General features: G+C 68.0%; 22 protein-coding genes. 12 read left to right on the plus strand and 10 right to left on the minus strand.

Translation table 11 applies throughout. The features are described from left to right. Positions 1 to 45: 45 nt before the first annotated feature. On the minus strand, positions 46 to 1,281 hold the full coding sequence (serA, locus tag FA89_RS09980) for a phosphoglycerate dehydrogenase (RefSeq protein WP_036140474.1): 1,236 nt from the start codon (positions 1,279 to 1,281) through the stop codon (positions 46 to 48). Positions 1,282 to 1,393: 112 nt separating this feature from the next. On the opposite strand from serA, the gene FA89_RS09985 reads away from it, so the two are divergent. Together FA89_RS09985 and pip are read left to right on the plus strand one after the other, a co-directional pair. Next, positions 1,394 to 2,779 (plus strand): FAD-binding oxidoreductase, encoded by a 1,386-nt coding sequence (locus FA89_RS09985; protein ID WP_036140475.1) that lies wholly within the window; start codon positions 1,394 to 1,396, stop codon positions 2,777 to 2,779. Between the two features lie 91 nt (positions 2,780 to 2,870). Beyond that, entirely contained in the window at positions 2,871 to 3,827 is a 957-nt protein-coding gene (pip, locus tag FA89_RS09990; protein WP_036140476.1) for a prolyl aminopeptidase, read from the plus strand. A gap of 69 nt (positions 3,828 to 3,896) precedes the next feature. Here pip and FA89_RS09995 read toward each other — a convergent pair whose 3' ends face one another. From FA89_RS09995 to FA89_RS10005, 3 genes are all read right to left on the minus strand, one after another. Beyond that, positions 3,897 to 6,581, minus strand: coding sequence for a lamin tail domain-containing protein (locus FA89_RS09995; protein ID WP_036140477.1), 2,685 nt, complete (start codon positions 6,579 to 6,581; stop codon positions 3,897 to 3,899). A gap of 242 nt (positions 6,582 to 6,823) precedes the next feature. Beyond that, positions 6,824 to 7,459 carry a uracil phosphoribosyltransferase gene (gene upp, locus FA89_RS10000; protein ID WP_036140478.1) on the minus strand — a complete coding sequence of 212 codons (636 nt, stop codon included), beginning with the start codon at positions 7,457 to 7,459 and terminating at the stop codon, positions 6,824 to 6,826. A 415-nt stretch (positions 7,460 to 7,874) separates the two neighbouring features. Then, complete coding sequence (locus FA89_RS10005; RefSeq protein ID WP_036140480.1) at positions 7,875 to 9,380, minus strand: aminotransferase class III-fold pyridoxal phosphate-dependent enzyme; 1,506 nt, start codon at positions 9,378 to 9,380, stop codon at positions 7,875 to 7,877. 202 nt (positions 9,381 to 9,582) lie between these two features. Here FA89_RS10005 and FA89_RS10010 point away from each other — a divergent pair, with 202 nt between their 5' ends. From FA89_RS10010 to queA, 8 genes are all read left to right on the plus strand, one after another. Continuing rightward, positions 9,583 to 10,503 (plus strand): ABC transporter ATP-binding protein, encoded by a 921-nt coding sequence (locus FA89_RS10010; RefSeq protein ID WP_036140482.1) that lies wholly within the window; start codon positions 9,583 to 9,585, stop codon positions 10,501 to 10,503. Then, complete coding sequence (locus FA89_RS10015; protein ID WP_036140483.1) at positions 10,500 to 11,279, plus strand: ABC transporter permease; 780 nt, start codon at positions 10,500 to 10,502, stop codon at positions 11,277 to 11,279. Before FA89_RS10010 ends, FA89_RS10015 begins: the two co-directional genes overlap by 4 nt. A 6-nt stretch (positions 11,280 to 11,285) precedes the next feature. Further along, positions 11,286 to 12,497: a sensor histidine kinase gene (locus FA89_RS10020; RefSeq protein ID WP_051938663.1), complete on the plus strand. Its 1,212-nt coding sequence runs from the start codon at positions 11,286 to 11,288 to the stop codon at positions 12,495 to 12,497. Further along, on the plus strand, positions 12,494 to 12,661 hold the full coding sequence (locus FA89_RS20160) for a hypothetical protein (RefSeq protein WP_185754300.1): 168 nt from the start codon (positions 12,494 to 12,496) through the stop codon (positions 12,659 to 12,661). The genes FA89_RS10020 and FA89_RS20160 overlap by 4 nt, the downstream gene beginning before the upstream one ends. Further along, complete coding sequence (locus FA89_RS10025) at positions 12,658 to 13,260, plus strand: response regulator transcription factor (protein ID WP_036140485.1); 603 nt, start codon at positions 12,658 to 12,660, stop codon at positions 13,258 to 13,260. Before FA89_RS20160 ends, FA89_RS10025 begins: the two co-directional genes overlap by 4 nt. Positions 13,261 to 13,337: 77 nt before the next feature. Beyond that, the gene (locus FA89_RS10030; RefSeq protein WP_185754301.1) at positions 13,338 to 14,579 is read left to right on the plus strand and encodes a DUF3142 domain-containing protein; all 1,242 of its coding nucleotides are present in this window, start codon (positions 13,338 to 13,340) and stop codon (positions 14,577 to 14,579) included. Then, positions 14,576 to 16,948, plus strand: a complete 2,373-nt coding sequence (locus FA89_RS10035) for a hypothetical protein (protein ID WP_051938665.1) — start codon at positions 14,576 to 14,578, stop codon at positions 16,946 to 16,948. The genes FA89_RS10030 and FA89_RS10035 overlap by 4 nt, the downstream gene beginning before the upstream one ends. 56 nt (positions 16,949 to 17,004) lie before the next feature. Beyond that, on the plus strand, positions 17,005 to 18,039 hold the full coding sequence (gene queA, locus FA89_RS10040) for a tRNA preQ1(34) S-adenosylmethionine ribosyltransferase-isomerase QueA (protein ID WP_036140487.1): 1,035 nt from the start codon (positions 17,005 to 17,007) through the stop codon (positions 18,037 to 18,039). Here queA and FA89_RS10045 read toward each other — a convergent pair. Further along, a complete protein-coding gene (locus FA89_RS10045) occupies positions 18,036 to 18,809 on the minus strand; it encodes an IclR family transcriptional regulator (RefSeq protein ID WP_036140488.1) in 774 nt (257 codons plus the stop codon). The two genes, queA and FA89_RS10045, sit on opposite strands and share 4 nt — an antisense overlap. Positions 18,810 to 18,985: 176 nt before the next feature. Between FA89_RS10045 and fucP the strand changes: the two genes are divergently transcribed. Together fucP and FA89_RS10055 are read left to right on the plus strand one after the other, a co-directional pair. Continuing rightward, positions 18,986 to 20,287: an L-fucose:H+ symporter permease gene (gene fucP, locus FA89_RS10050; protein WP_036140489.1), complete on the plus strand. Its 1,302-nt coding sequence runs from the start codon at positions 18,986 to 18,988 to the stop codon at positions 20,285 to 20,287. Next, the gene (locus FA89_RS10055; protein WP_036140491.1) at positions 20,284 to 20,637 is read left to right on the plus strand and encodes an L-rhamnose mutarotase; all 354 of its coding nucleotides are present in this window, start codon (positions 20,284 to 20,286) and stop codon (positions 20,635 to 20,637) included. Before fucP ends, FA89_RS10055 begins: the two co-directional genes overlap by 4 nt. Before the next feature lie 68 nt (positions 20,638 to 20,705). Here FA89_RS10055 and FA89_RS10060 read toward each other — a convergent pair whose 3' ends face one another. Genes FA89_RS10060 through FA89_RS10080 form a run of 5 tightly spaced genes read right to left on the minus strand, consistent with a single transcriptional unit; the run spans position 20,706 to position 25,590 of the window. After that, positions 20,706 to 22,025, minus strand: coding sequence for an enolase C-terminal domain-like protein (locus FA89_RS10060; protein WP_036140493.1), 1,320 nt, complete (start codon positions 22,023 to 22,025; stop codon positions 20,706 to 20,708). 49 nt (positions 22,026 to 22,074) lie between these two features. Next, a complete protein-coding gene (locus tag FA89_RS10065; RefSeq protein ID WP_036140494.1) occupies positions 22,075 to 22,932 on the minus strand; it encodes a fumarylacetoacetate hydrolase family protein in 858 nt (285 codons plus the stop codon). An 11-nt stretch (positions 22,933 to 22,943) separates the two neighbouring features. Beyond that, complete coding sequence (locus tag FA89_RS10070; protein WP_036140495.1) at positions 22,944 to 23,741, minus strand: SDR family oxidoreductase; 798 nt, start codon at positions 23,739 to 23,741, stop codon at positions 22,944 to 22,946. Beyond that, positions 23,738 to 24,571, minus strand: a complete 834-nt coding sequence (locus tag FA89_RS10075; protein ID WP_036140498.1) for an amidohydrolase family protein — start codon at positions 24,569 to 24,571, stop codon at positions 23,738 to 23,740. The genes FA89_RS10070 and FA89_RS10075 overlap by 4 nt, the downstream gene beginning before the upstream one ends. Continuing rightward, positions 24,568 to 25,590 (minus strand): aldo/keto reductase, encoded by a 1,023-nt coding sequence (locus FA89_RS10080; RefSeq protein ID WP_036140499.1) that lies wholly within the window; start codon positions 25,588 to 25,590, stop codon positions 24,568 to 24,570. Before FA89_RS10080 ends, FA89_RS10075 begins: the two co-directional genes overlap by 4 nt. Between the last annotated feature and the right edge of the window lie 84 nt (positions 25,591 to 25,674).

The following is a 25,674-nucleotide window of genomic DNA, read 5'->3' on the forward strand; positions in this document are numbered from 1 at the left end:
GCCGGTCGCGAAAAAAAGGCGTTGCTGGCGCGACGCGGACGCGCGTCAGTAGAGCACGCGCGCCCGCAGCGTGCCTTCGATGGCCGCCAGTTCGTTGCGCAGGGCCACCGCGCGTTCCTCGCTGGTGGTCACATCGATGACGACGTAACCCACCTGGGGCGAGGTCTGCAGGTACTGGCCGTCGATGTTGACCGCCGCGCGCGAGAACACCTCGTTCACCCGCGACAGCACGCCAGGGATGTTGCGATGGATATGCAGCAGGCGGCGACTGGTGGGATGGCCGGGCAGCGAGACCTCGGGGAAGTTCACCGCCGAGAGCGTGCTGCCGTTGTCGCTGTAGCGCACCAGCTTGGACGCCACCTCGATGCCGATGTTCTCCTGCGCCTCGGCGGTGCTGCCGCCGACGTGCGGGGTGAGGATCACGTTGTCCATGCCCACCAGCGGCGAGACGAACGGATCGCCGTTGCCCTTGGGCTCGACGGGAAACACGTCGATGGCGGCGCCGGCGAGGTGCTTCTCGCGCAGCGCATCGGCCAGCGCGTCGATATCCACCACCGTGCCGCGCGAGGCGTTGATCAGCATGGAGCCGGCGCGCATGCGGGCGATCTCCGCGGCACCGACCATGTGCTTCGTCTGCGCGGTTTCCGGCACGTGCAGCGTGACCACGTCGGCTCGCTCGAGCAGGTCGTCCAGGCTGGACGCCGGCCGCGCATTGCCCAGCGACAGCTTGGGCTCGATATCGTGGAAGATGACGCGCATGCCCAGCGATTCGGCCAGCACGCCGACCTGGGTGCCGATATGCCCATAACCGACGATGCCCAGCACCTTGTCGCGTACCTCGAAGCTGCCGGCGGCCGACTTGGACCAGCCGCCGCGATGGCACTCGGCGTTCTTCTCGGGGATGCGCCGCACCAGCATGATCGTCTCGGCGATGACCAGCTCGGCCACGCTGCGCGTGTTGGAGTAGGGTGCGTTGAACACCGGCACGCCCAGGCGCTCTGCCTCGGCCGCATCGACCTGGTTGGTGCCGATACAGAAGCAGCCCACCGCGATGAGGCGGCGCGCCTCGGCCAGCACCTCGGCGGACAGGTGCGTGCGCGAGCGGATGCCGACGATGTGCGCATCGGCGATGCGCTGCTTGAGTTCGTCCTCGGGCAGCGATTTCTCGTGGAACTCGATCTGCGAGTAACCGGCCTGGCGGAAGGTGTCGAGTGCGCTGCGGCTCACCCCTTCCAGCAGCAGCACCTTGATGTCTTCTTTCGGGTACGACGTGCGTTTCATGGCTGGCGCTTCTGTTCCGCGGATCGGCTGGACACTATGCCAGATCGGGGCGCCCATGTTGCAGCGCGGCGACGGGACTGGCACCCTCGGTGGACACCCGAGCGAGATTCCCATGACCGATCCGCGCCTGGCCGAACTGGCCCGTCTCCTCCCCGACCTGAAGCTGTCCACGGAACCGGGCGACCTGGAACACCACGGCCGCGACTGGACGCGCCGCTGGACACCGGCGCCGCTGGCCATCGCCTACCCGGCCACGGTGGAGGAAGTGCAGGGCATCGTGCGCTGGGCGAACGGGCAGGGCGTCGGGCTGGTGCCGTCCGGCGGTCGCACCGGCCTGTCGGGCGGTGCCGTGGCCGCCCATGGCGAACTGGTGGTCACGCTCGATCGCATGAACCGCGTGCTCGAGTTCGACCCGATCGACCGCACGCTCACCGTGCAGCCCGGCATCGCGCTGGAAGCGGTGCATAACGCCGCCCGCGAGCACTCGCTCATCTACCCGGTGGACTTCGCCGCGCGCGGTTCGTGCCAGATCGGCGGCAATATCGCCACCAACGCCGGCGGCATCCGGGTGATCCGCTACGGCAACACGCGCCAGTGGGTGGCCGGGCTGAAGGTGGTCACGGGCACGGGCGAGCTGCTGGACCTCAACCGGGGGCTGGTCAAGAACGCCTCCGGCTACGATTTCCGGCACCTGGTCATCGGCTCCGAAGGCACCCTCGGCATCGTCGTCGAGGCCACCCTCAGCCTGACCTCGCCGCCGCCGCCCTCGCAGGTGATGCTGCTGGCCATCCCTGCCATGGATGCCCTGATGAAGGTGTTTGCCGAAGCGCGGCATTCCCTCAGCCTGGGCGCCTTCGAATTCTTCACCGACCGGGCGCTTCACCACGTGGTGGCCCATGGCGCACGGCGTCCCTTCGAGGAAGACCATCCGTTCTACGTGGTGGCCGAGTTCGACGTGCCCGATGCGTCGGCCGAAGCCGCCGCCCTGGCCTTCTTCGAATTCTGCCTGGGCGAGGGCTGGGTGGTGGATGGCGTCATCAGTTCCAGCGAGGCGCAGGCTGCATCGTTGTGGCGGTTGCGCGAGGGCATCACGGAGTCGCTGGCGCCGCACAAGCCCTACAAGAACGATGTGTCGGTGCGGATCTCCGCCGTGCCCGCCTTCATGGCGGACATGCAGACCTTGCTTGCGGCGGAGTACCCCGATGTCGACGTGGTGTGGTTTGGGCATATCGGCGACGGCAACCTGCACATCAACGTGCTGAAGCCGGAAGGCCTGGACAATGCCGTGTTCGTCGCCCAGTGCGAGCACGTCACCTCGTTGCTGGTCGATACGCTGCACCGCCATGGCGGCAGCATCTCCGCCGAACACGGCATCGGCCTGGTCAAGAAGCCGTGGCTGGACAGCGTGCGCAGCGAAGCCGAGATCGCCTTGATGCGCGGTATCAAGGCGGTGTGGGACCCGAACAACGTGATGAACCCGGGCAAGCTGCTTCCGTAAGGAGGGGCAAGGCGCGGCGTCGGCAGTTGGCAGCGCGGGATCGGCCCGCTAGCCTTGTGGGCCTCTTCCGTCCCGCTCAAGGACCCGCGCCATGGCCCAGGATTCCCCCGATCTGTATCCGCCGATCGAGCCCTACAACAGCGGCATGCTCGCGGTCTCGCCGCTGCACACGCTGTATTTCGAGGAAAGCGGCAATCCCCGGGGCAAGCCGGTGGTGTTCCTGCACGGCGGCCCCGGCGGCGGCACCAACCCGCGTTGTCGTCGTTTCTTCGACCCGGCGAAGTACCGCATCGTGCTGTTCGACCAGCGCGGCTGCGGGCAATCCACGCCGCACGCGGAACTGACCGACAACACCACGTGGGACCTGGTGGCCGACATCGAGCAGCTACGCGAGCACCTGGGTATCGATGCTTGGCAGGTCTTCGGCGGCTCGTGGGGTTCGACCCTCGCGCTGGCCTATGCCGAGACGCATCCGGAGCGTGTCAGCGAACTGGTATTGCGCGGCATCTTCATGCTGCGCCGATCGGAACTGGAGTGGTTCTACCAGGGCGGTTGCGACCAGCTGTACCCGGACGCCTGGGAAACCTACCTCTCGGCGATCCCGCCGGCGGAACACGGCGATCTCATCAGTGCCTACCACCGTCGCCTCACCAGCACGGACCCGGCGGTGCGCGTTGCCGCAGCCCGGGCGTGGTCGGTATGGGAGGGTGCGACCAGCTACCTGTACCAGGACGAAGGCCACATCGCGTCCAGCGGTGAAGACGAGTTCGCCCTCGCGTTCGCGCGGATCGAGTGCCACTACTTCGTCAACGCCGGCTTCTTCGAGGTGGACGGCCAACTGCTGCGCGACGTGGGCAAGATCCGCCACATCCCGACGGTGATCGTGCAGGGCCGTTACGACGTCGTCTGCCCCATGCGCAGCGCATGGGACCTGCACCGCGCGTTCCCCGAGGCCGAACTGAAGGTGGTGCAGGACGCCGGGCATTCCGCGTTCGAGCCGGGTATCGTCCGCGAACTGGTGCGGACCACGGATCGCTTCGCCGGCTGAGACAAAAAAGAGGCTGCCCGGTCGATGCCGGGCAGCCAGGTCAGATCACGACACGCTTCAGAACAAGCGTCAGAACAAGCGCAGCGGCAGGGTTACCAGGTCCACCACGAAACCGTCGTGGTCGGACGAGCCCATCGCCTTCTTCACACCCGTGGCCGAGGCCGCGTCATCCAGCGTCTGCACCGGCGCGTCGAGGTTGCCGCGGCCGTACTCCATGCGCAGGAACAGGCCGCGTGCCACGGTGTTGAGCAGCGCGTGGTCGAGCACCTGGTGCGTCGGCACCGAGCGGGGCGCCTGGCCCTGCACGTTGCCGAAGTTCTCGGTGAACAGGAACGAATAGCGATCGTTCGCCGGTACCGAGTCCACAGCGTTCCACAAGGCCGGCTTGACCAGGTTGCCGCCGAGCTTCAGCAGGTTCTGGCTGTCGTCGTAGCGGCCGGAAATCAGGCCGACCACATCGGTGAAGCCATCGCTGAACTGATACGCGTTGAAGTCGCCGACGACCAGCAGCGGCGCGAGCAGGTTCTTCCGTCCCATCTGCAAGGCCTGGACCTGCGCCGCGAGCGACTTCGCCTGGAGGAAGCGCTTCTGCCGGTCACGGTCGGCCGTGCTGCCGGTCTTGTCCACATTCTGCCGCGCCTTCGGATGCACCGCGATCACATTGATGCGCATCTTGCCGAGGATCGAGGGCACCTCGGCGGTCAGCAGCAGCGGCGGATGGTCGTGGATGAAGGCGGTGCTGCCCTGGTCCTGCCAGGTCTCGTCGGCGGCCAGCTGGTGGACGTCCAGCACGCGCACGCGATCGGTACGGACCAGGAAGCCGACGTTGATGCCGCTGGGGTCGTGGCCTTCCTGCAGGAAGGCCTCGTACTGCGCCGGGTAATCGTCACCCAGCTGCCTGGCCAGGCCTTGCAGCACGGTCAGGCTCTTCACTTCCTCCACTGAGAGGATGTCCGGCAGCTTCAGCACGCTGCCGACGTACGCGGACAGGCGCTGGGTCTTCAGGCGCACCTGGTCGGCAGTCGGCTCGGTGTCGCCACCGCTGCAGGTAAAGGTCGTGTTGAACTGCGTATCGCAGAAGCGCTCCATGTTGAACGCGCCCACGCGTACCGCGAAGAACGGTCGTGAATCCACGGGACGCGGCAGTTCGGCGGCCTTGGTCACGGTCACCTTCGTGGGAATGAAGGTGTACGCCCCGAACGCGTACGACATGACGCCCTCGGCGCGGAACGTGGTGCCGGCGTTGAACGGCGTGTTCGCCGCCACGGCGCCGTAGTCGGCCGTGTTCATCTTGAACACTTCCGGGTTGCCGGACCAGTTCGGCAGGTTCACGCCGTCCGGCACCGGCACGGTGTAACGCACGCCGGGCTTGCGCAGCGAGCGCTGTCCGTTGGCGGTGACGTACACCTCCGCGAACGGCTCGTTGCTGAAGCGCAGGTTGCCGGTGGTGATCATGCCGTTGTCGATCGCCACGCGCATGCCGACATAGCACTGGAAGTTGGTCTCGCCACAGGAGAGCGCGTTCGGGTCCGTGGAGGGCACGTTGGCGCCGAAGACGACCGGTGCAGGCAGCTTCGCGCCACGCATCGTGGTCGCCACCGTGGCGTTCTTCAGTTCGGGCAGGTTGAAGTAGTTGTCGACCGTGGCCTCCACGTCGACCATGTCGCCGATCGCTACCGATGGCGCGGACTGCGTGAACACGTAGATGCCGTTGGAGGTGAGGCGGTCGTCGTCGTCGCGGCTGTCCGGCGTCTGCATCGTGAAGCCGGCCGGGCCCACGGCGGTGACGATGTTGCCCTTGGTGGCGACACGCTTGCCGAGCAACGGCGACACCTGCCCGCGACCGGTGACCTGCCAGATCTCGGCGGTGAGCGGAATCTGGTTGAGGATCGCGCCGACCGCGGTGGCCTTGGCCAGCGTGACGCCGCCGGTGGCATCGCTGAGGTTCACGCGGAACGCCTTGTCGGGCCCGGCGGCCTTGGCGCCATGCACGTTGACGGTAAGCGTCGTGGCTGTCGATCCCGCAGGAATCGTCAGCGTCGTGTCGACCTTATCGTAGTCGCCCGCGGCGACGGTTGCCGTGTCGTCCACGGTCACCGCATGCACGGTCACGTCGGCGGAACTGGGCTCGCTCAGCGTGATCGCGAACGGCATCGGCACATCGTCGCCGTTGCGCAGGTTCACCGTGGCGTCGGCGACCGACACGCTGGTGCCCTGCACGGTGCAAGGCGAGGTGCTGGCGCGGGGCGCGGTGGGTGCGACCTTGACCCAATCGGCGGCATTGTTGCCCGTGGACTGTGGCAACCCGGCGCCGTTGACTTTGCGCCCGTAGCCCTGGTCCGAATTGCCGCTGCCCAGCGACGCCAGCGGCGTGCCCAGCTTGTAGGCGGAACCGGCGCTCAGGCCCACCTGGTCCACGATCGCGCCGTTGGCATCGAGCACGGCCAGGCCACCGTCATCGGTGAAGCCGGTGGCATAGGTGAGATCGGGGGTAACGGTACCGGAATAGCCCGACGCGGCCTTGTTCGCCAGCAGCAGGAAACAGCCCGGTGCCACAGCGGTGCCGGTGGGGAAGGTGAAGCGCGTCCCGGTGGTGCCGCTCGCGTTGGACGCGTTCAACTTGTAGCCGGACAGGTCCAGCGCGGCGGTGCCCGTGTTCTGCACCTCGACGAATTCGTCGTTGCCGCCGGCGGGGCCGCGGGCACGGAACTGGGTGATGGAAAGGTCGGCCGCCTGCAGCGGCAAGACGGCCATGAGGCCTGCCAGCGCCGCCCATGAGGCGCGCCGTGACGTGGTCAAACGCATTCGATTGTCCCCTCGAGTCGTTGAGTAGTACGCGACCCACAGCGTCATGCGTGTCCTCGCACGACGTTCCCCCTGCGAAGGCCCGTACCCTAGTGTGACGCCATTTTATGACAGCGGCATGCACGGCTACGGATAGCCGTGGATCAGGTCGTGTTTCAGGGGGCGGGGCTTCGGAGGGCGGGGTGGCGCGGTCAGGTCTTCTGCTTGGTCCCGAAGATCTTGTCGCCGGCGTCGCCCAGCCCCGGCAGGATGTAGCCCAGCTCGTTCAGCCGCTCGTCGATGCAGGCCACGTAGATCTCGATGTCCGGATGCGCTGCCTCGATGCGCTTTAGCCCTTCGGGCGCGGCAACCAGGAACAGGCCCTTGATCCGCTTCGCGCCGGCCGCCTTGAGCATGTCCACCGTGGCCACCAGCGTGCCGGCGGTGGCGAGCATGGGATCGACGATGATCGCCGTGCGCTCGTCCATGCCGCCGCTGAGCTTCTCGTAATAGGCCACCGGCTCGAGGGTTTCCTCGTCACGCTGCAGGCCGACCACGCTGACCTTGGCGGCCGGGATCATCTCGAGCACGCCGGTGAGCATGCCCAGGCCCGCGCGCAGGATAGGCACGATGGTGACCTTCTTGCCTTTGATATGGGTGACCTCCACCGGACCCGCCCAGCCCTGGATGGTCTTGGTCTCGGTCTCCATGTCCGCCGTGGCCTCGTACGTCAGCAGCGCGGCCACTTCGGAAGCCAGCTCGCGGAACTCTTTCGTGCTGATGCCCACGACGCGCATGAGGCCCAGCTTGTGCTGGATGAGGGGGTGGCGGACTTCGACGATTTTCATGGGCGGGTGGGGATGGTGGGCGGTGTATCTATTCTTGCATGTTAGGGGTGGGTGGCCGGGGAGGAGGCGCCGGGCGGTCACCCTCTGCGCTCGGGCAGCGGCCACAAGTGGCCGAACTCGCTCAGAGGGTGACCACCCGACACCTCCCTGACGACTGAGGTGCGTTGCCGGGAAAGCAACGCTCGAGGTGTCGCACGGAGCGGCATCTGCAGGGCGGGCCGCGCGAGGTTGCCAACGCTTTGCTTTTCCACTCCCGCTTGCCTCTGTGGTCGCAGAGGTGCTGGGTGGTTACGCTCTGAGCGAGTTCGGCCGCTTGCGGCCGCTGCCCGAGCGCAGAGTGTGACCACCCAGCGCCTCCTCGCCGCGCCATACGAGCGACTGTGGCTCTGGCTCTGGCTTAGGACGGCAACCGCTATCAAGCAGCCCGCGTCGAAGCCGCCACCTGACGCCGCGGACCTTCCTTCAGCGCATGGCGGATTTCCTCGATGATGAGGTCCACCTCGGCGCTGGTGACGCGGAAGTGCGGCGTGAAGCGCAGCGAATTGGCTCCACCGTGGATGACGCCCACGCCACGCTCGCGCATGTATTCCTCGGTGGAACCTTCGCCGTAGCATTTGAACTCGTGCGCCAGCTCGCAGGAGAACAGCAGGCCCGTGCCCTGCACCTTGGTGATAAGGCCGCCCAGTTCGGTCTTCAGGCCTTCCAGCTTCTGCACGAACTCGCGACCGCGGGCGCGGATGTTCTCGCGTACCTCGTCGGTCAACTCGGCCATGGTGGCCACGGCGACATCGAGCGCGCGCGGGTTGGCGGTCATCGTGTTGCCGTAGATGCCCTTGCGGTAGAGGTCGGCGGTGGCCTCGGTGACGGCCAGCACGGACAAGGGGTACTGGCCCGCGTTGAGCGCCTTGGAGAAGGTTTCCATGTCCGGCGCGTCCAGCGACTCGAAGCCGGGATAGTCGACGATGGAAAGCACGCCGTGCGCACGCAGGCCGGCCTGGATCGAATCGACCAGCAGCAACGTGCCGTGCGCCTGGGTGAGCTCGCGCGCGGCGGCATAGAAATCGGGCGTGAGCGCGCGGCCCGGATCGCCTTCGCCCATCACCGGCTCGAGGAACATCGCCTCGATGAACCAGCCCTGGCGGTCGGCTTCGGCGAACGCGGCGCGCAGTTGCGCCACGTCGTAGGGCTCCACCGTGACCAGCGTGTCCTCGTTGCGGAAGCTGGCCAGGTGCTGCTGGTAGTTGCGGCGCGAGGAATCGGAATACAGTGCCGGGCGCTCGGTGCGGCCGTGGAACGCGCCCTTGACCGCCAGGCGCTTGATGGTGCGACCGGCGTGGCGTGCGCCCGGGTCGGTCATCATGCGGGCGTTGACGTCGGCGATGCGGCCGGCCAGCGTCACCGACTCGGAACCGGAGTTCAGGCACAGGAAACGGGTGTACGGGCTGCCGCCACGCGTGTGGCCCAGCTCGCGGCGCAGTGCGTCGGACAGGCGCACCTGGGCGACGTTGGCGGTCATCACGTTGGCCATGACCTGCGGACGCGACATCGCGTCGATGATCGCCTGCGGGTTGTGGCCGAAGCCGAGCATGCCGTAGCCGCCGTTGTCGTGCACCACGGCGCCCTTGAGCGTCACCACCCACGGGCCGCGCGCGGCGGCCGGCACATAGGGGTTGAGGCCGTCGTCCGGATAGAAGTTGACCAGGCTGGCCTGCAACTGGTGGATCTGCGCCACTTCGTCCAGGCGCAGGAAGTCGGCCATGTCGGTGCGCAGCGCACGGTGATAGGCCGCGGCATCCTCGATCGCCTGCACCAGCGCGGGATCGGTGGCGGCGAAGCGGGAAACCACCGTGTCGGGGAGGCCCCGCGTGCGCGCGGCACCACCGAAGTCGCGAAGCTCATGCAGAAGACCGATCACGTCCATAACCCACTCCTGGTACTTGTCGCACTGGATGACGCGGCGCTGCCGCTAAGTATCTATATGTAAAGGGTTTAATGAGCCAGCATAGCATGCGGCTTTTTGCCCCGTAACCCCCGGGTGACGCTTGTCACATCCGCACAATGACGCAAGCGACTGCCGTCAAGGGGTTGCCGCGGAATATGGTGCGACGCAAGGGAGGACACTCATGAACAACGACACCTGCATTGCACGTCTGGATCGCGTCGGCAAACGCTACGGCAACGTCGTCGCGCTCGACGGCATCGATCTTTCCATCCACCGGGGTGAGGTACTGGCGCTGCTCGGTCCCAACGGCGCCGGCAAGAGCACCAGCATCGGCTTGCTGCTGGGCCTGATCCGCGCCGACAGCGGTACGGCCAGCCTGTTCGGTCGCGATCCCCAGGACATCCAGGCGCGTCGACGCATCGGCGTGATGCTGCAGTCGGCCAGCCTGCCACCCACGCTGAAGCTGCGTGAACTGCTGACCGTCACCGCCAGCTACTACCCCGAACCACGCGGCATCGCCGAGTGCGCCGCACTGGCTGGGATCACGGACCTGATGGGTCGCAAATACGCCGACCTGTCCGGCGGCCAGCAGCGTCGTGCGCAGTTCGCCATGGCCCTGGTCGGGCGCCCCGAGATCCTGTTCCTCGACGAGCCGACGGTCGGCATGGACATCGCGTCGCGGCAATCGCTGTGGTCGTCCATCCGCACACTGGTCGCTGGCGGCTGCGCCGTGGTTCTGACCACGCACTACCTCGAGGAAGCCGAAGCGCTGGCCGACCGCGTCTGCGTGGTGGCTCGCGGCAAGGTCATCTCCGAAGGCAGCGTCGATGCGCTGCGTGCCCATGTGGCGGTGCGTCGCGTCCGCTGCGTGACCCGTACGGATGTGGCCACCGTGTCCGCCTGGCCGGGTGTTACCTCCGTCGAGCTGCAACATGGTCGCCTGAGCCTCGCCACCGCGGATGCCGAGAGCATCGTGCGCCGGCTGCTCGCCGCCGACGAGGGGCTGTCCGAACTGGAAGTGCAGCGCGCCGGCCTGGCCGAGGCGTTCGCCGAAATCACCCGTGAAGCCGAGACCGGCGCCATGGCCCAGGAGGCCGCATGAACACCATCGAGAGCATCGCCGCGCCGGTCATGAGCGGTCGCCGTGTCGTCAACGCCTATGTGCAGGAAGCGAAGGCGGAATGCCTGCGCTACCTGCGCAACCCGGGTTTCCTCCTGCCGACCCTGCTGTTTCCGTCGGTGTTCTACATCATGTTCGGAATATTCCTGTCCCATGCGAACAGCGCCGATGCGCCGCGTTACCTGCTGGCGTCGTACGGCACCTTCGGCGTGATGGCGCCCGGTCTGTTCGGCTTCGGCGTGTCGCTCGCGCTGGAGCGCGACTCGGGCCTGCTGACGCTGAAACGCGCCTTGCCGATGCCGCCGGGTGCCTACCTGCTCGGCAAGATGTGCATGGCCATGCTGGTCGCCGCCATCATCTCGATCATCCTGATGAGCCTGGCCACCTTCGTGGCGGGGGTGTCGCTGCCGGTGTCGCGTCTTGCCGCGTTCTTCGTCCTGGAAGTGCTGGGCGTGCTGCCGTTCTGCGCGCTGGGCCTGCTGATCGGCACGCTGGTGAAAGGGCAGGGCGCGCCGGGCGTGGTGAACCTCATCTACCTGCCCATGGCCTTCCTGTCCGGCCTGTGGATCCCGCTGCCGGTGCTGCCCGCGTTCCTGCAGTCGATCGCGCCGCTTTGGCCGGCCTACCACCTCGACCGCCTGGCCCTGTCCGTGGTGGGCCTGGGCGACGGCGGCAACGCGATCCATGTGGGCGTGCTCGCCGCCTTCACCGGCGCCTTCCTCTGGCTGGCGGCACGCCGCCTGCGCCGGCACGGTTGAAGTAGCATGAACGCCCGCCTGTCTTCGGATGCCCGCATGCCCCGCTCGTGGTTCACGCCGACGCCAGATTCGCTATGGAACCGCTTCCGCGACAAGCCGCGCCTGCGCCTTGCCAGCCTGTTCCATCTGGTCTGGACGGTGTACGTGTTCGGCGACCTGGTGTTCGCCAAGACGCTGGAGCCGCACTGGTGGCTGGTCACCGGCATCTCGTTTCCCGTGTTCCTCGTGATCTACGTGCTCGCCTATACGCAGTCGCTGCGCCTGACGCCGTGGTTCGCCGCGGCGTCGGCACTGCTCGGCTTCGCGGTCATGGACGTCAACGCCAGTGCGTGCGGTTGCTACGTGATCTACGCCTGCGCCATCGTCGGCTTCGAGGGATCGCCGCGTCGATCCCTGAGCGGCATGGGCGCCATCCTGGGCAGCTTCGTGCTGGTGGCCTACCTGCTGCACGACTGGCCGCCGGCCATCATCGCTGGCTTGAGTTTGATCGCGCTGTGCGTGGGGGCGATCAACGTCATCTACCGTTTCAACGCGCAGCGCGATGCCGAACTGAAACTGTCCCACGACGAGGTGCGCCGACTGGCGGCGATGGCCGAGCGCGAGCGTATCGGCCGCGACCTGCACGACCTGCTCGGTCACACCCTTTCGCTGATCACGCTGAAACTGGAGCTGTCCCGGCGCCTGCTCGATCGCGACGAGGCAGCCGCGCGACGGGAAATGGAAGAAGCCGAACAGGTGGCGCGGCATGCGCTGGCGGAAGTGCGCTCGGCGGTGACCGGCATCCGTGCGTCGGGCCTGGCCGCGGAACTGGCGTCGGCGCGCCTGTTGTTGAACGCGTCGATGGTCGGCTTCGAATACACCAGCGAGCTGCCCGTGCTGCCCGAGCGGATCGAGTCCGAACTGGCCCTCATCCTGCGCGAGGCGATCACCAACGTGCATCGCCACGCGCGGGCATCCACCGCGGAAGCGCATGTCGGAATCGAGGGCAGGACGCTGGTGCTCACCGTCACGGACGACGGCAAGGGCGGCGTCCGTGACGAGGGCAATGGCATCTGCGGCATGCGCGAGCGCGTGCGCAAGCTGGGCGGGTCCATCGGTTTCGAATCCGTCCGTGCGCAAGGCACGCGGGTGCGCATCGCGATCCCGCTGACGCCCGCCGACCGGCTGGCGGCTCCGCCACGCGGCGAGCTGCCCACCGATGCCGGAATCGCCACGTGACATCTTCATGCCGCGACCTGCATGTCACCCATATCCATCGTCATTCGCGTGCCACGGAGGCATGTGTGGTCATCACCCGGAACCAGGAGGCTTTCTCGATGCGCATCACGGACAACGGCTACGGCGGTCTGCCGGCACGCGGCATGCTGGAGCACACGGCATGATCCGGGTGCTGCTGGCCGAGGACCAGGCCATGGTCCGGGGTGCCTTGTCCGCCTTGCTGGGCCTGGAATCCGATATCGAGATGCTGGGTACGGCCGCCGATGGCGAAACCGCCTGGCGTGAACTGCAGCGGCTCAAGCCCGACGTGCTGGTCACCGACATCGAAATGCCCGGCCTGACCGGGCTGGAGATCGCGCAGCGCGTGCATCGGCAGGAACTGCCGATCAAGGTGGTCATCGTGACCACGTTCGCGCGGCCCGGCTTCCTGCGCCGCGCCTTGGACGCAGGCGTCAGCGGTTACCTGCTGAAGGATGCCCCGGCCGAGAACCTGGCCGAGGCGCTGCGCAAGGTGCATCGCGGCGGTCGCGCCATCGATCCGCAACTGGCGCTGGAAGCCTGGTCGGATGCCGATCCCCTGAACGATCGCGAGCGGCAGGTACTGCGCCTGGCCGGCGAGGGTCAGTCGGCCGGTGACATCGGCGTGCAACTGAACCTGTCGCATGGCACGGTGCGCAACTACCTTTCCGAAGCGATCGGCAAGCTCGGTGCGGCCAACCGTATCGAGGCCTATCGGCTGGCCCGGCAGAAGGGTTGGTTGTAAGCGACGCAACGCAAGACGGTTAGAATGACGGCTTGCGCTTCCACGGCGCCAGGGAACCGAAACGGATGCATGCCCCGATGCCGCCAGTCCGCCGTGACGCCCGTCGACGTTCGATTCGTCGCTTGCGCTGGGCCGTGGCCGTGTCGTTTGCGTTGATCGCGTCCGCATGCCGCCATGCGGAGGCGCCGCTCACCCACGACGCCTATATCTGGCAGCGGCAATGGACACCGTCGCTGGGCGCGTCGGTCATGGCCTCGCGCGATCTGGTCAGCGACTGGCGCGTGCTTGTCGCCCAGGCAGACCGCGACGGCACGTTCCACGCGTTCGCGCCCGACCGCGCGGCCCTGGCCGCCAGCGGACGCCCGGCGATCCTGGTCGTGCGCATCGACGGGCGGCTTGCCCGGCTGGATGAAGCCGGGCTGGTGAGCCGCATCGTCGGCATCGCCCGCGACGCGTCGCTGCCCGCGGCGGCCATCGAGATCGACTACGACTGCCCCACGGCACGCTTGCCCGCGTACGCGGCGTTCCTGCGCCGACTCAAGCCCGCCCTGGGCGACACGCCGCTGTCGATCACGGCATTGCCGACCTGGATCGGTTCGGCCGACCTCGACGACCTGCTCGCCGTGCCCGACGCGTCCGTGTTGCAGGTGCATGCCGTGCAGGCGCCGCAGGCGGGCCTGTTCGATCCTGCGGTGGCGCTGGGCTGGATCGACGACTTTGCGCGGCATACGCACAAGCCGTTCCGCGTGGCCTTGCCGACGTACGGCTCGCGGGTGAGCTGGAACGCCGACGGGTCGATGCTCGCCGTGGAAAGCGAGCAGGGCCTGCGGGCCGCCGGCATCGCGGCGTCCGAACTCTACGCCTCGCCGCTGGCCGTTCGCCGCGTGGTCGATCGGCTGGCCGCGCAGCGTCCCCGTGGCCTGGTCGGCTTCGCCTGGTTCCGGCTGCCCACCGCGGAAGATCGCCGGGCGTGGAGCCTGGCGACGTGGCGAGGTGTCGTCACCGGCCACCTCGACGCAGCGCCCCTGCGTGCCATGCTGCGCCCGGGCAAGGATGGCGCCGCCGCCGATGTCGTGCTGGAAAACACCGGCGGCATCGACATGGCGCCGCCGCTGTCGGTTACCCTGCCGCGTGGCTGCGATGTCGCCGACGGCATCGATGGTTACGTGGTGCATCACACCGGGGATGGTCTCGAGCTGGTGTCGCGGCAGGCACGACCGTTACCCGCACAAGCGCAACGGGCGATCGGCTGGGCACATTGCCCGACCGGTACGCCATCCACCCTTTCCCTCCGCGCTGAAGGAGCGCCGCTTTCATGATGAAGACCCATTCGCTGGCGATCGGCTGCGTGCTGGCCCTGGCCGGCGCGGTCACCTGGGCTTGCGGGCCTTGGTTCCCGACGCAGACGCTGGACGATCGCGCGGCCACGCTGGCCGCCGTGCCGCAGAACACCTTCGCCTTCGAGGCGGCGCACCTGCTGCCGGCCACGGACACGCTGGCCGCCGTGGAGACGGCACCGTTCGACGAGCCGTCGGTCAAGCCGGACCTGCCGGCCGACCAGGCCGAGCGGGTCAAGGCGATCATGGCGTCGGCCGGTGCGGCCGAGGCACTCGATGCCGGCAAGGACCTGCCGGACGACGTACGCCATTACGTAGCGGGCGCGGTCGAGTGGAACCGTGCCACCGCGGCGTGCCCCGCCGCACCGGAAAACGAATACGGCCAGCCGAGCGGCAAGCCGCCGTGTGCGACCTTCGACGCGGCCGCCCTGGCCAGCGCGCAGGCGCAGTTCGAGGCGGTGACGGCATTGCCACCGGAATCATCGAAGGCGCGCGGCGCGTGGGCGGCCTACATGCTGGGCGAGGTGCACGCGCTGCGTGCGGCCGGCGCCACCGGCACACCCGCTTTCGCGACGGAGCGCGCCGCGGCGGCGAAAGCGTTCCAGGACACCCGGGCCCGCGTCCTCGCAGGCGCGTCCGATGCCCAGGGCCTTGCCGTGGCCAGTTTCGGCGAGGAAGCGCGCCTGAGCCTGTATACCGGCGACACCGCCTGCCTGTGGATCGACATGGTCAAGGGCGAGGACTGCGTGGCGCAACTGGCGCCCACTGACCTCAAACACGCCATCGCGCTGTATGCGGCCCAGGCCGGGCACGGATCACGCGGCGCGGTGGAATCGCTGGCGGCGATCGCCGGCGCGGTGCTGGCCGTGCCCGAGCAGGCGCAGGCGCTGGTGGAGGGTCCGGTGTCGCAGCGGTTGCTGGTCACCTACGCGCTGGCAAGGGTGGCCCCGCAGTCCACGGACGGCAAGCCCGATCCCGTGCTCGGCGCCTTGCTCGATGCGATCGACAAGGCCGGTCCGGACAAGGTGGCCGCGGCCGATCGCCTGGCCTCGCTCACCTACGAGCTGGGCCGCTACGACGCCGCGCAGGCGTTGCTGGCGCATGCGGACGGTCCGCTGGCCAGCTGGGTGCGCGCCAAGCTGGCCCTGCGCCGGGGCGATCGCAACGCGGCAGCCCAGGCCTATGCGGAGGCGGCCAAGGCGTTCCCGCGCGCGGACGATCCGAAGGCCTCGCTGGAGCCCGGCAGCGTCCATCAACTGATGGGTGAGCGCGGCGTGCTCGCGCTGTCCCGTGGCGACTACGTGGAAGCCATGACGCGCATGTTCGAAGCGTCCAACGCGGTCGGCGGCGACGGCAATGTCGTCGACGAGGATGGCGAGAGCGCAGGCGCGGGCTACGGCAACGACACGATGTACATCGGCGAGCGCGTGCTCACCGTCGATGAACTGAAGACGTTCGTGGACGCCAACGTACCCACGGCATCGGCGGCGCCCAAGGCCGACGACAAGGACGTGACGGCGGCCTCGCTGCTGTTCGGCGACCGCCTGCGCTGGATGCTGGCGCGCCGGCTCATGCGCGCCGGGCGCTTCGACGACGCGTTGGCCTATTTCCCGGCGGGCGTGGACAAGCGCTACGCCGAGGTGGACCTGCGTGCCACGGCCAAGGCCTATGCCGACGACGTGCACGATGGCGACCATCGCTGGACGGATATCGGCAAGGCCGAAGCCCGCTTCGCCGCGGCGACGGTCGCGCGCGACCACGGCATGGAGATCCTCGGCTTCGAACAGGCCCCGGATTTCGCCGACAACGGCGGCGTGTTCCAGGGCGGGAGCGGCCAGTCGGCCGCGACGCTCAAGGGCGACCTGGTGACCGCCGGCGAGCGGCAACGTTTTGCCGACAGCAACGCACAGCCCGATCGTCGCTTCCACTACCGCTACGTGGCAGCCGACCACGCCGCGGCAGCGGCGGACCTGTTGCCGCCGCGCTCGCAGGCGTTCGCGGCCACGCTGTGCATGGCCACCCGCTGGATGCGCGAGGGTCCGCCCGATTACGACGAGGCCGCCGATGGCGAAGCGGATAAACCGCTCAACGAACGGTCGCGCCGTGCCCGCATCTATTACGAGCGCTACGTGAAGCAGGGGCCGCATGTCGCGTGGGCCGACAACTTCGGCATGAACTGCGAGCCGCCGAATTTCGATCGCGCACGTGAACTCAAGCGTGCGCAGCAGGTAAGGGCGGTCAAGCAGTTCGTGCGCAAGCACTTGGTGATCGAGATCGTCGTGCTCGTCGCGCTGGTGGCGGCCATCGGTGCCCTGATCATCCGCCGGCGCCGCCGCCGGACGGTGGCCTGAACGGCCGGGAGCGGGATGGGGGATAATCCCCACCCGCTCCCGATGCCGTACCCGCCGTGAAGAAATCCGATTTCGACTTCGACCTTCCGCCCGACCTGATCGCCCAGGCACCGCTGGCGCGGCGCTCGGGCAGCCGCCTGCTGGTGGTGGACGTGGCGGCGCACAGCAAGAAGGATCGCAAGTTCGACGAACTGCCCGAGATGGTTCGCCCGGGCGACCTGCTGGTGTTCAACGATACCCGCGTGCTGCCGGCCCGCCTGCACGGCCGCAAGGAATCGGGCGGCGCGGTGGAGATCCTGATCGAGCGCGTCACCGGTGCCCATGAGGCGCGGGCCCAGCTGGGCGTCAGCAAGAAGCCGAAGGAGGGCGGCCGTATCGAGCTGGCCGACGGCAGCATGGTCACCGTGCTGGGACGCGACGGCGAGTTCTTCCTGCTGCGCTTCGACGCGGACGAGCCGCTGGAGCGGCTGCTGTCGCGCCTGGGCGAGATGCCGTTACCGCCGTACATCGAGCGCAGCGCCGATCAGTCCGACATGGAACGCTACCAGACCGTGTTCGCTCGCGAGCCGGGTGCCGTGGCGGCGCCCACCGCCGGCCTGCACTTCGACGAGCACCTGCTGCAGCGCCTGCGCGACGCCGGCGTGGACATGGGCTACGTGACCCTGCACGTGGGCGCCGGCACGTTCCAGCCCATGCGTGCGGAGGATGTGCGTGACCATGTCATGCACCGCGAGTGGCTGAACGTGGGTGCCGCGCTGGTGGAGAAGATTCGCGCCACGCGGGCGGCGGGCGGTCGGGTGATCGCGGTGGGCACCACGGTGGTGCGGGCGCTGGAAAGCGCCACGGTGGAGGGCGTGCTGCGTCCGTTCGCCGGCGAGACGCAGATCTTCATTTTCCCCGGCTACACCATCACCAGCGTCGATGCGCTGATCACCAATTTCCACCTGCCGCAATCGACGCTGCTGATGCTGGTCTCGGCGCTGGCGGGGAAGGAAACCATCCTGGATGCCTACCGTTACGCCGTGCTGCAACGCTACCGTTTCTTCTCCTACGGCGACGCGATGCTGATCTACCCGCCGCGCGGCGGCTAGAGTCCCGGCACGCCGTGCGACAGCTCGCGTGAAACCTCGGCCGCGGCGTCCGCCAGCAGGCGGGCGGTGGCCGTGATGTCGATCCTCGCGCCGCGCCGCTCGATGAAGGGCACCGTGAGTGCGCATACCGCATGGTTGCCTTCGATGATCGGTGCCGAGAGATCGGTGACACCATCCACCACTTCGCTGGCGATGCGGGCCAGGCCCGCGGCGCGTACTTTCGCCACCGTCGCGTCCACACGCGCACGGTCCAGCGCCGGATCGTGCGCGGCCATGGTACGCAGCCAGCGCTCGCGGGTGTCGTCGGTCTGCCAGGCCAGCAGCACATAGCCCGATGCGGAATGCGACATGGGGCGACGATGGCCCACGCGTACCACCAGTCCGGTCTCGCCGGGGGGATCGACTCGCGCGATCACCACGATCTGCTCTTGCGAGGGCACCACGAGATGGCACGACTGGTCGATGCCGTCGGCCAGCCGGTGCATCACCGGCATCGCGGTTTCGATCAGGTTCCTGACCGGCGGTTGTTCCATGCCCAGCCGGAACAGGCGCGGCGTGAGCGAGTAGGCTCCTTCGCCGTCGGGTCGGGCGATATAGTCGCGTTCCTCGAGCACCTGGAGCATGCGGAAGATCTCGCCGCGCGAGCGTCCCACGCCTTCGGAAATCTCGGCGATGGATAACGGCTGGGTCGCACGGGCGAGCAGTTCGAGGATGTCGAGGCCCTTGTCCAGGGCAGGGGCGCGATACTTCGGCGAATCGGCAGGGGGCATGGCATTCCGTGGCATGGGCAGAAACGGTGCAACGCAAGTCTAGCGTGTGGCTGCGTGCGGGCGTGTATATACATCGATACCGGCGTGCCATGCTGCAGCGCAGCTTGTTATGCTGGTGAATAATAAGTTCATATTTGCACATCCCGCGTTCCGGGCCATGTCAGCGGAGACATCGCATGCAGCAGCACACGCCGATCACGGCGACCCCGACGCGCGCCCTGGCGCGAGCCCCGCTGTTCCCGCTCGTGCTGATCGTCAGCCTGTTCTTTCTCTGGGGCGTGGCCAACAACCTCAACGATGTGCTGGTGGCCCAGTTCAAGAAAGCGTTCACGCTATCCGACTTCGATGCCGGCCTGGTGCAGAGCGCCTTCTATCTCGGCTATTTCCTCGTGGCGCTGCCGGCCGGCATGTTCATGCGGCGCTTCGGCTATAAACCGGCCGTGGTGTTCGGCTTGCTGCTGTACGGCGCCGGCGCCTTGCTGTTCTGGCCCGCCGCGGCCACGGCCACCTACGGCACCTTCCTTGTCGGCCTGTTCGTGATCGCCGCCGGGCTGGCCTTCCTGGAAACCTCCGCCAATCCCTACGTGACGCTGCTGGGCCCACGCGAGTCGGCCGCCTCCCGGCTCAACCTCGCGCAGGCATTCAATCCACTGGGTTCGATCACCGGTGTGCTGATCGGGCAGCACTTCATCTTCAGCGGCGTGGAACGCTCGCCCGAGCAGTTGGCCGCCATGGATGCCGCGGCGCACCTGGCCTACATGAAGAGCGAAGCGGCGGCCGTGCAGATGCCCTACCTGGTGATCGGGCTGGGTGTCATCGCCTGGGCGGCGCTCATCGCCATCACCCGTTTCCCGCGCACCTCGGTCGACGCATCGGAGTCGGCAGGACCGGTGGATCGCGGTGTGCTCGGTCGCCTGCTGCGTGACGGTCGCTTCATGTCGGCCGTGGTCGCCCAGTTCTTCTACGTCGGTGCCCAGGTGGCCGTCTTCAGCTACATGATCCGCTATGCCCAGGCCACCATGCCGGGCACCATGGACAAGGCGGCGGCCAACTACATCACCGCCGCGCTGTTGTGCTTCATGGCGGGGCGCTTTGCCGGCGCCGCCATCATGAAGTACCTGCGTCCGGCGCATGTGCTGCGCACGTTCGCGCTGACCAACGTGGTGCTGGCGGCGGTGGCTGCCTTCGTGCCCGGCCACGTCGGCATCTACGCGCTGGTGGCTTCCAGTTTCTTCATGTCGATCATGTACCCGACCATCTTCGCGCTGGGCGTGGAGGGCCGTGGCGACACGGAACGCAAGTTCGGCGCTTCGTTGCTGGTCATGGCCATCGTCGGCGGTGCCGTGGTCACGGCCGTCATGGGCGCCACGTCGGATCGCCTGGGCATCGCCCACGCCATGCTGGTGCCGATGCTGTGCTTCGTCGCCATCTTCCTGTTCGCCTGGCGGCGCACGGCGGCCAGGGGCGTGGTCGCATGAACTGGCAATGCCTCGCGCTGGACCTGCACGACGATCCCGCGTCGATCGCCGAATACGAGCGCTGGCACCGGGCCGAATTCATCTGGCCCGAAGTGGTGGCGTCCATCCGCACGGCCGGCATCCTCGACATGCAGATCTTCCGCACGGGCAACCGGCTGGTGATGCTAATGCGTGTCGGGCCGGATTTCGATGGCGCGGCGAAGGCCGCGGCCGATGCCGCCAGCGAGCGCGTGCAAGCGTGGGAAGCGCTGATGTCGACGTTCCAGCAGCCGCTACCGTGGGCCGCTGCGGGGCAGAAATGGGTGCCTATGCACCGTATCTTCGACCTGGCGGCCTGCGCGGCTAGCTGAAAGCCGTCTTCCGGCGATCGCGACGGAGGCCGACGCCACGGCGGCGCCGGCCGGGCGTCGGCGTGGTGTCAGGCGCCCGCGACGAGCGGCAGGCTACGCCACACGATCCCATCGGGAAACAGGTGGTCGCGCACCGAGCTCGTGTGCATCTGCGCGGAAAACCCTGGCGCGGACGGCGCACGATAGCGGCCCTTCTCGATGCGCACCGGATCGACGAAGTGCTCGTGCAGGTGGTCGACGAACTCGATGGCGCGATCTTCCTTCTTGCCCGTGATGGCCACGAAATCCGCCATGGCCAGGTGCTGCACCAGTTCGCACAGGCCCACGCCGCCGGCATGCGGAAAGACACGCACACCGAAATGCGCCGCCAGCAGCAGGATCGCCAGGTTGTCGTTGACCCCGCCCACGCGCGCGGCGTCGATCTGGATCAGGTCGACGGCCTCGGCCTGCAGCAGCTGCTTGAACAGCACGCGGTTCTGGCCGTGCTCGCCGGTGGAGATCGGCGTGGGTGCCACGGCACGGCGGATGGCCGCGTGACCGAGTACGTCGTCGGGGCTGGTGGGTTCTTCCACCCAGGCCAGGCCCACGCTTTCCAGTGGCTTCAGCCAGTCGATGGCGGTGCCTACGTCCCAGCGCTGGTTGGCGTCCACGGCGATGGCGATGTCGGGGCCGACCGTCTCGCGGGCGAGCCGGCAACGGCGGATATCGTCTTCGAGGTGCAGGCCCACTTTCAGCTTGATGGTGCGGAAACCGTCGGCCACCGCCTGGCGTGCCAGGCGCTGCATCTTGGCGTCGCTGTAGCCGAGCCAGCCGGGCGAGGTGGTGTAGGCCGGATAGCCTTCGCTTTCCAGTTGCGCGATGCGCGCCTGCTTGTGCGGCTCGGCCTCACGCAGGATCGCCAGCGCCTGCTCGGGCGTCATCGCATCGGTGAGGTAGCGGAAGTCGATCTGCGCGATGATCTGTTCGGGGCTCATGTCGGCGATGAAACGCCACAGCGGCTTGCCCGCACGGCGCGAGGCGAGGTCCCAGGCGGCGTTGATCACCGCGCCGATGGCCATGTGCATCACGCCTTTCTCGGGGCCCAGCCAGCGCAGCTGCGAATCGCCGTTGAGTTCGCGCGCGAAGTCGCCCAGGTGATCGATCACGCTGTCCAGCGGGCGTCCCACCACCATCGGTTCAAGCGCCGCCAGCGCCGCCGTCTGCACGTCGTTGCCGCGGCCGATGGTGAACACCAGCCCATAGCCTGCCAGGCCATCGGGGCTGTCGGTGCGGATAACCACATAGGCCGCCGAGTAGTCGGGGTCGGGGTTCATCGCATCGGAGCCGTCGTGGTCCAGCGAGGTCGGAAAGCGGACATCGTACGTGTCCAGCGCCGTGATATTCACCATGCGGTCCGGCCTCCTTGGCCGGGAATGTGTGGATCCGTCGAGGAAGGGATCAAGGATGGCGGCCCGGATGCGCCACGACGTCCTGGCGTTGCCGCCCCAGGCCTTCGATGGACAGCTCGATGACATCACCGGGCTTGAGGTAGGTGGGCGGTTTCAGCCCCAGGCCGACGCCCGCCGGCGTGCCGGTGCTGATCACGTCGCCCGGCATGAGAGTCATGTAGCGGCTGATGTAACTGACCAGGTAGGCCACGCCGTAGACCATCGTCCGCGTATTGCCGTGCTGGTAGCGATGGCCGTTGACCTCGAGCCACAGCGAGAGGTTCTGTGGATCGGCCACTTCGTCACGGGTGACCAGCCAGGGGCCGATCGGGCCGAACGTGTCGCAGCTCTTGCCCTTCACCCACTGCCCGCCGTGCTCCAGCTGGAACTCACGCTCGGACAGGTCGTTGATGACGGCGTACCCGGCGACGTGATGCAGGGCATCCTCGGGCGAGACATCGCGTGCCACCTCGCCGATGATCACGCCCAGCTCCACTTCCCAGTCGGTCTTGACCGAGTCGCGGGGGATCACCACCGTATCGTTCGCGCCGCCGATCGCGCTGGTGGCCTTCATGAAGAGCACGGGCTGCTCGGGTACCGGCGCGCCGGTTTCGGCGGCGTGTTCCGCGTAGTTCATGCCGACGCAGATCATCTTGCCGATGCCTGCCACAGGCGTACCGAAGCGCGGCTCGCCCGGGACGAGGGGCAGGGACGTGGGCTCGATGGCGGCCAGACGTGCAAGGGACGCGTTGCCCAGCGTCTCGCCGGCAAGTTCGCCGACAATGCCCGTCAGGTCGCGCAGCCGGCCGTCGATATCGATCATGCCGGGTTTTTCGTGCCCGGGTTGTCCATAGCGTACGAGTTTCATGACGGGTTCCTTCAGTTCGACATGCCGCCGTCCACGACGTGGACGGTGCCGGTGGTGAACGACGATTCGTCGGAGGCGAGGTACAGGGCCAGCGCGGCGATCTCCTGCGGGTCGCCCAGCCGGCCCATCGGTTGCCGCTGGGTGAAACCCTGCCAGGCCGCTTCCTCGTCACCACCCAGCGCCCGCACGCGCTCGCCGAGCGACGGCGTCTTCACCGTGCCCGGGCAGATCGCGTTGCAGCGGATACCGCGGGCGACGTAGTCGGCGGCGATGGAGCGGGTGAGGCCGATCACGGCCGCCTTACTGGTGCCGTAGGCGAAGCGATTGGGCACGCCTTTGATGCTGGACGCGACCGAGGCCATGTTGAGGATGCTGCCGCCGCCCCGTTCCAGCATGCCCGGGAGCACCGCACGGCACGTGTGGAACATGCTGTCCACGTTGATCGCGAACGAGCGGCGCCAGCTGTCGATGTCCGTATCCAGCAGGGTGCCGGCATGCACATAGCCGGCGCAGTTGAACAGGATGTCCAGCGGGCCCGCGTCGGCGACGAGCGCGACGATCGCCGACGCGTCGGTCACATCGAGGCGCTGTGTACGCAGCGTGCCGCGTGCGGCCGAGGGCGTGGCGGCGAGGTGCTCGTCGAGCGCAGCGGCCAGTCCGGCCAGTCCGTGCTCGTCGATGTCCGTGGCCAGCACGGTGGCGCCTTCGGCGGCGAAGGCCAGTGCGGTGGCGCGGCCGATGCCGGCGCCGGCAGCGGTGATCAGGGCGTGCTTGCCGGCCAGGCGGCCGGAACGGGCGGACGATGTCATGGGGAAGACCTCGATGCGGCGGAGTAGAGAGCGATGGCGTTGTCGCCGAAGACGGCCGACTCGGCATGGGGGGCATGACGCAGCACGCAGGCGCGGGCCACGGTTTTCCAGGCGTCGTAGGTAGCGTGCGTGGTGACCACCGGCCAGTCGCTACCCCAGATGAGGCGTGAGGCGCCGAAGGTCTCGAACAGGTGGCCGACGTAGGGTTCCAGCGCGCGCGGGTCCGCGACGGCACCGGTGCGGTCGAGCAGGCCGGAGAACTTGCAGTACACGTCGGGCATCTGTGCCAGTCGTGCGATGGCGCCGGCCCATTCGGCAAAGCCACCGCCGGTGATGTCCGGTTTGGCCGCGTGGTCGATCACCGTGCGCAGGCCCGGGTGCCGGGCCAGTCGCGTCGACAGCGTGCGCAGGTGGCGACCGTCGACCAGGGCCTCGAAGACCAGGTCGCGGTCGCGCAGGTGATCGAACGCCCGGTCGAGCCCTGGCGAGGCCAGCCAGGTGACATCGGGAATATCCTGCACCATCGGACGGATGCCGCAGAGCAGGCCCTGGCCGTCCGCGAGCAGCCAGTCCAGGCGCGCACCGACATCGGCCGCTTCCATGTCGATCCAGCCGATCACGCCCAACACCTCGGGCCGTGCGCGGGCCAGTTCGAACAGGAAGCGCGTCTCGCGTTCGTCCGGTGCAGCCTGGACGAGGAAGCAGGCATCCGTCGGCGCGCCGGCATCCTCGGGAAGGAAGGTCGCTTGCAGCGAGGGCGGTGCATTGGCCAGCCAGCCGTAGTGCAGGCGCGACGGATCCCAGTAATGGCGATGTGCGTCGACGATCATGGCGTGGGCACCCCGGGGGCGAGCAGGCCTTCGTCGATCAGTGCCTGCCATGTCGCAGCAGGCACGTCGGTGGCGCGACGCCGCAGCGCGGTGTCCACTTCCGCCACCGAACGCAGGCCGCAGACCACGCTGGCCACCGCGGGATGGGCCAGCGGGAAGTGCAGGGCGGCTGCACCGACGTCCGCGCCCGTGCGCCGGCACACGTCGTAGAAACGCTGCGCGCGCTCGCGTACGGCGGGCGACGCCGGTGCGTAATCGTAGGTAGCGCCGGGATGGTCGGCGTTGCCGAGCAGGCCGGAGTTGTAGGGACCGGCCACCAGGATGGCCACGTCGTCGGCCTGGGCCTTCGCCATCACGCGCATGCTGGCGGTCTGTTCGAACAGCGTGTAACGACCGGCCAGCATGATCGCATCGAGCGGGAAGCGGGCCATGACGTCGAGGCAGACAGCTTCCTCGTTGACCCCGATACCGATGGCGCCGACCGCGCCTTCGTCGCGCAGGCGCGCCATCTCCGGCAGCGCTTCGTCCAGGGCCTGTGCCAGTACCTCGGCATGCCGCGGGCCATGCGTCAGCGCGCCGATGTCGTGCAGGAACAGGATATCGATGCGATCGGTGCGTAGGCGACGCAGGCTTGCCTCGAAGCTGCGACGCACGCCGTCGCGGCTGTAGTCGAAACGCGCGACGCGACCGTCCACGGCAAAGCCGTCCTGGTCGCCGTGGCGGCCGGAAGCATCCTCGACCAGCCGGCCGACCTTGGTCGACAGCCCGTAGCTGTCGCGCGGCAGGTCGGCGAGCGCCTCGCCGATACGGCTTTCGCTGAGGCCGAAGCCGTAATAGGGCGCGGTATCGAAGTGGCGGATGCCACCCTCCCACGCCTGCCGGAGGGTTCGCAGCGCCTCGGCCTCGTCCACCTCGGTGTAGAGGTTGCCCACCGGCGCGCCACCGAAGGCCAGCGACGAAAGCGTGGCGCAACGGGCGGGCGGCACAGTGGCGGTCGGGCTCGCGGACGGCAGCGGCATGGGGGCTCCAGGGAAACACACGGCAGACGGTATCGCCTGCACAGGTATAAATACTACGTTTATAGGTGAACCCGTGTACAGGTG

This window comes from Luteibacter sp. 9135, assembly GCF_000745005.1.
GTDB lineage: Bacteria > Pseudomonadota > Gammaproteobacteria > Xanthomonadales > Rhodanobacteraceae > Luteibacter.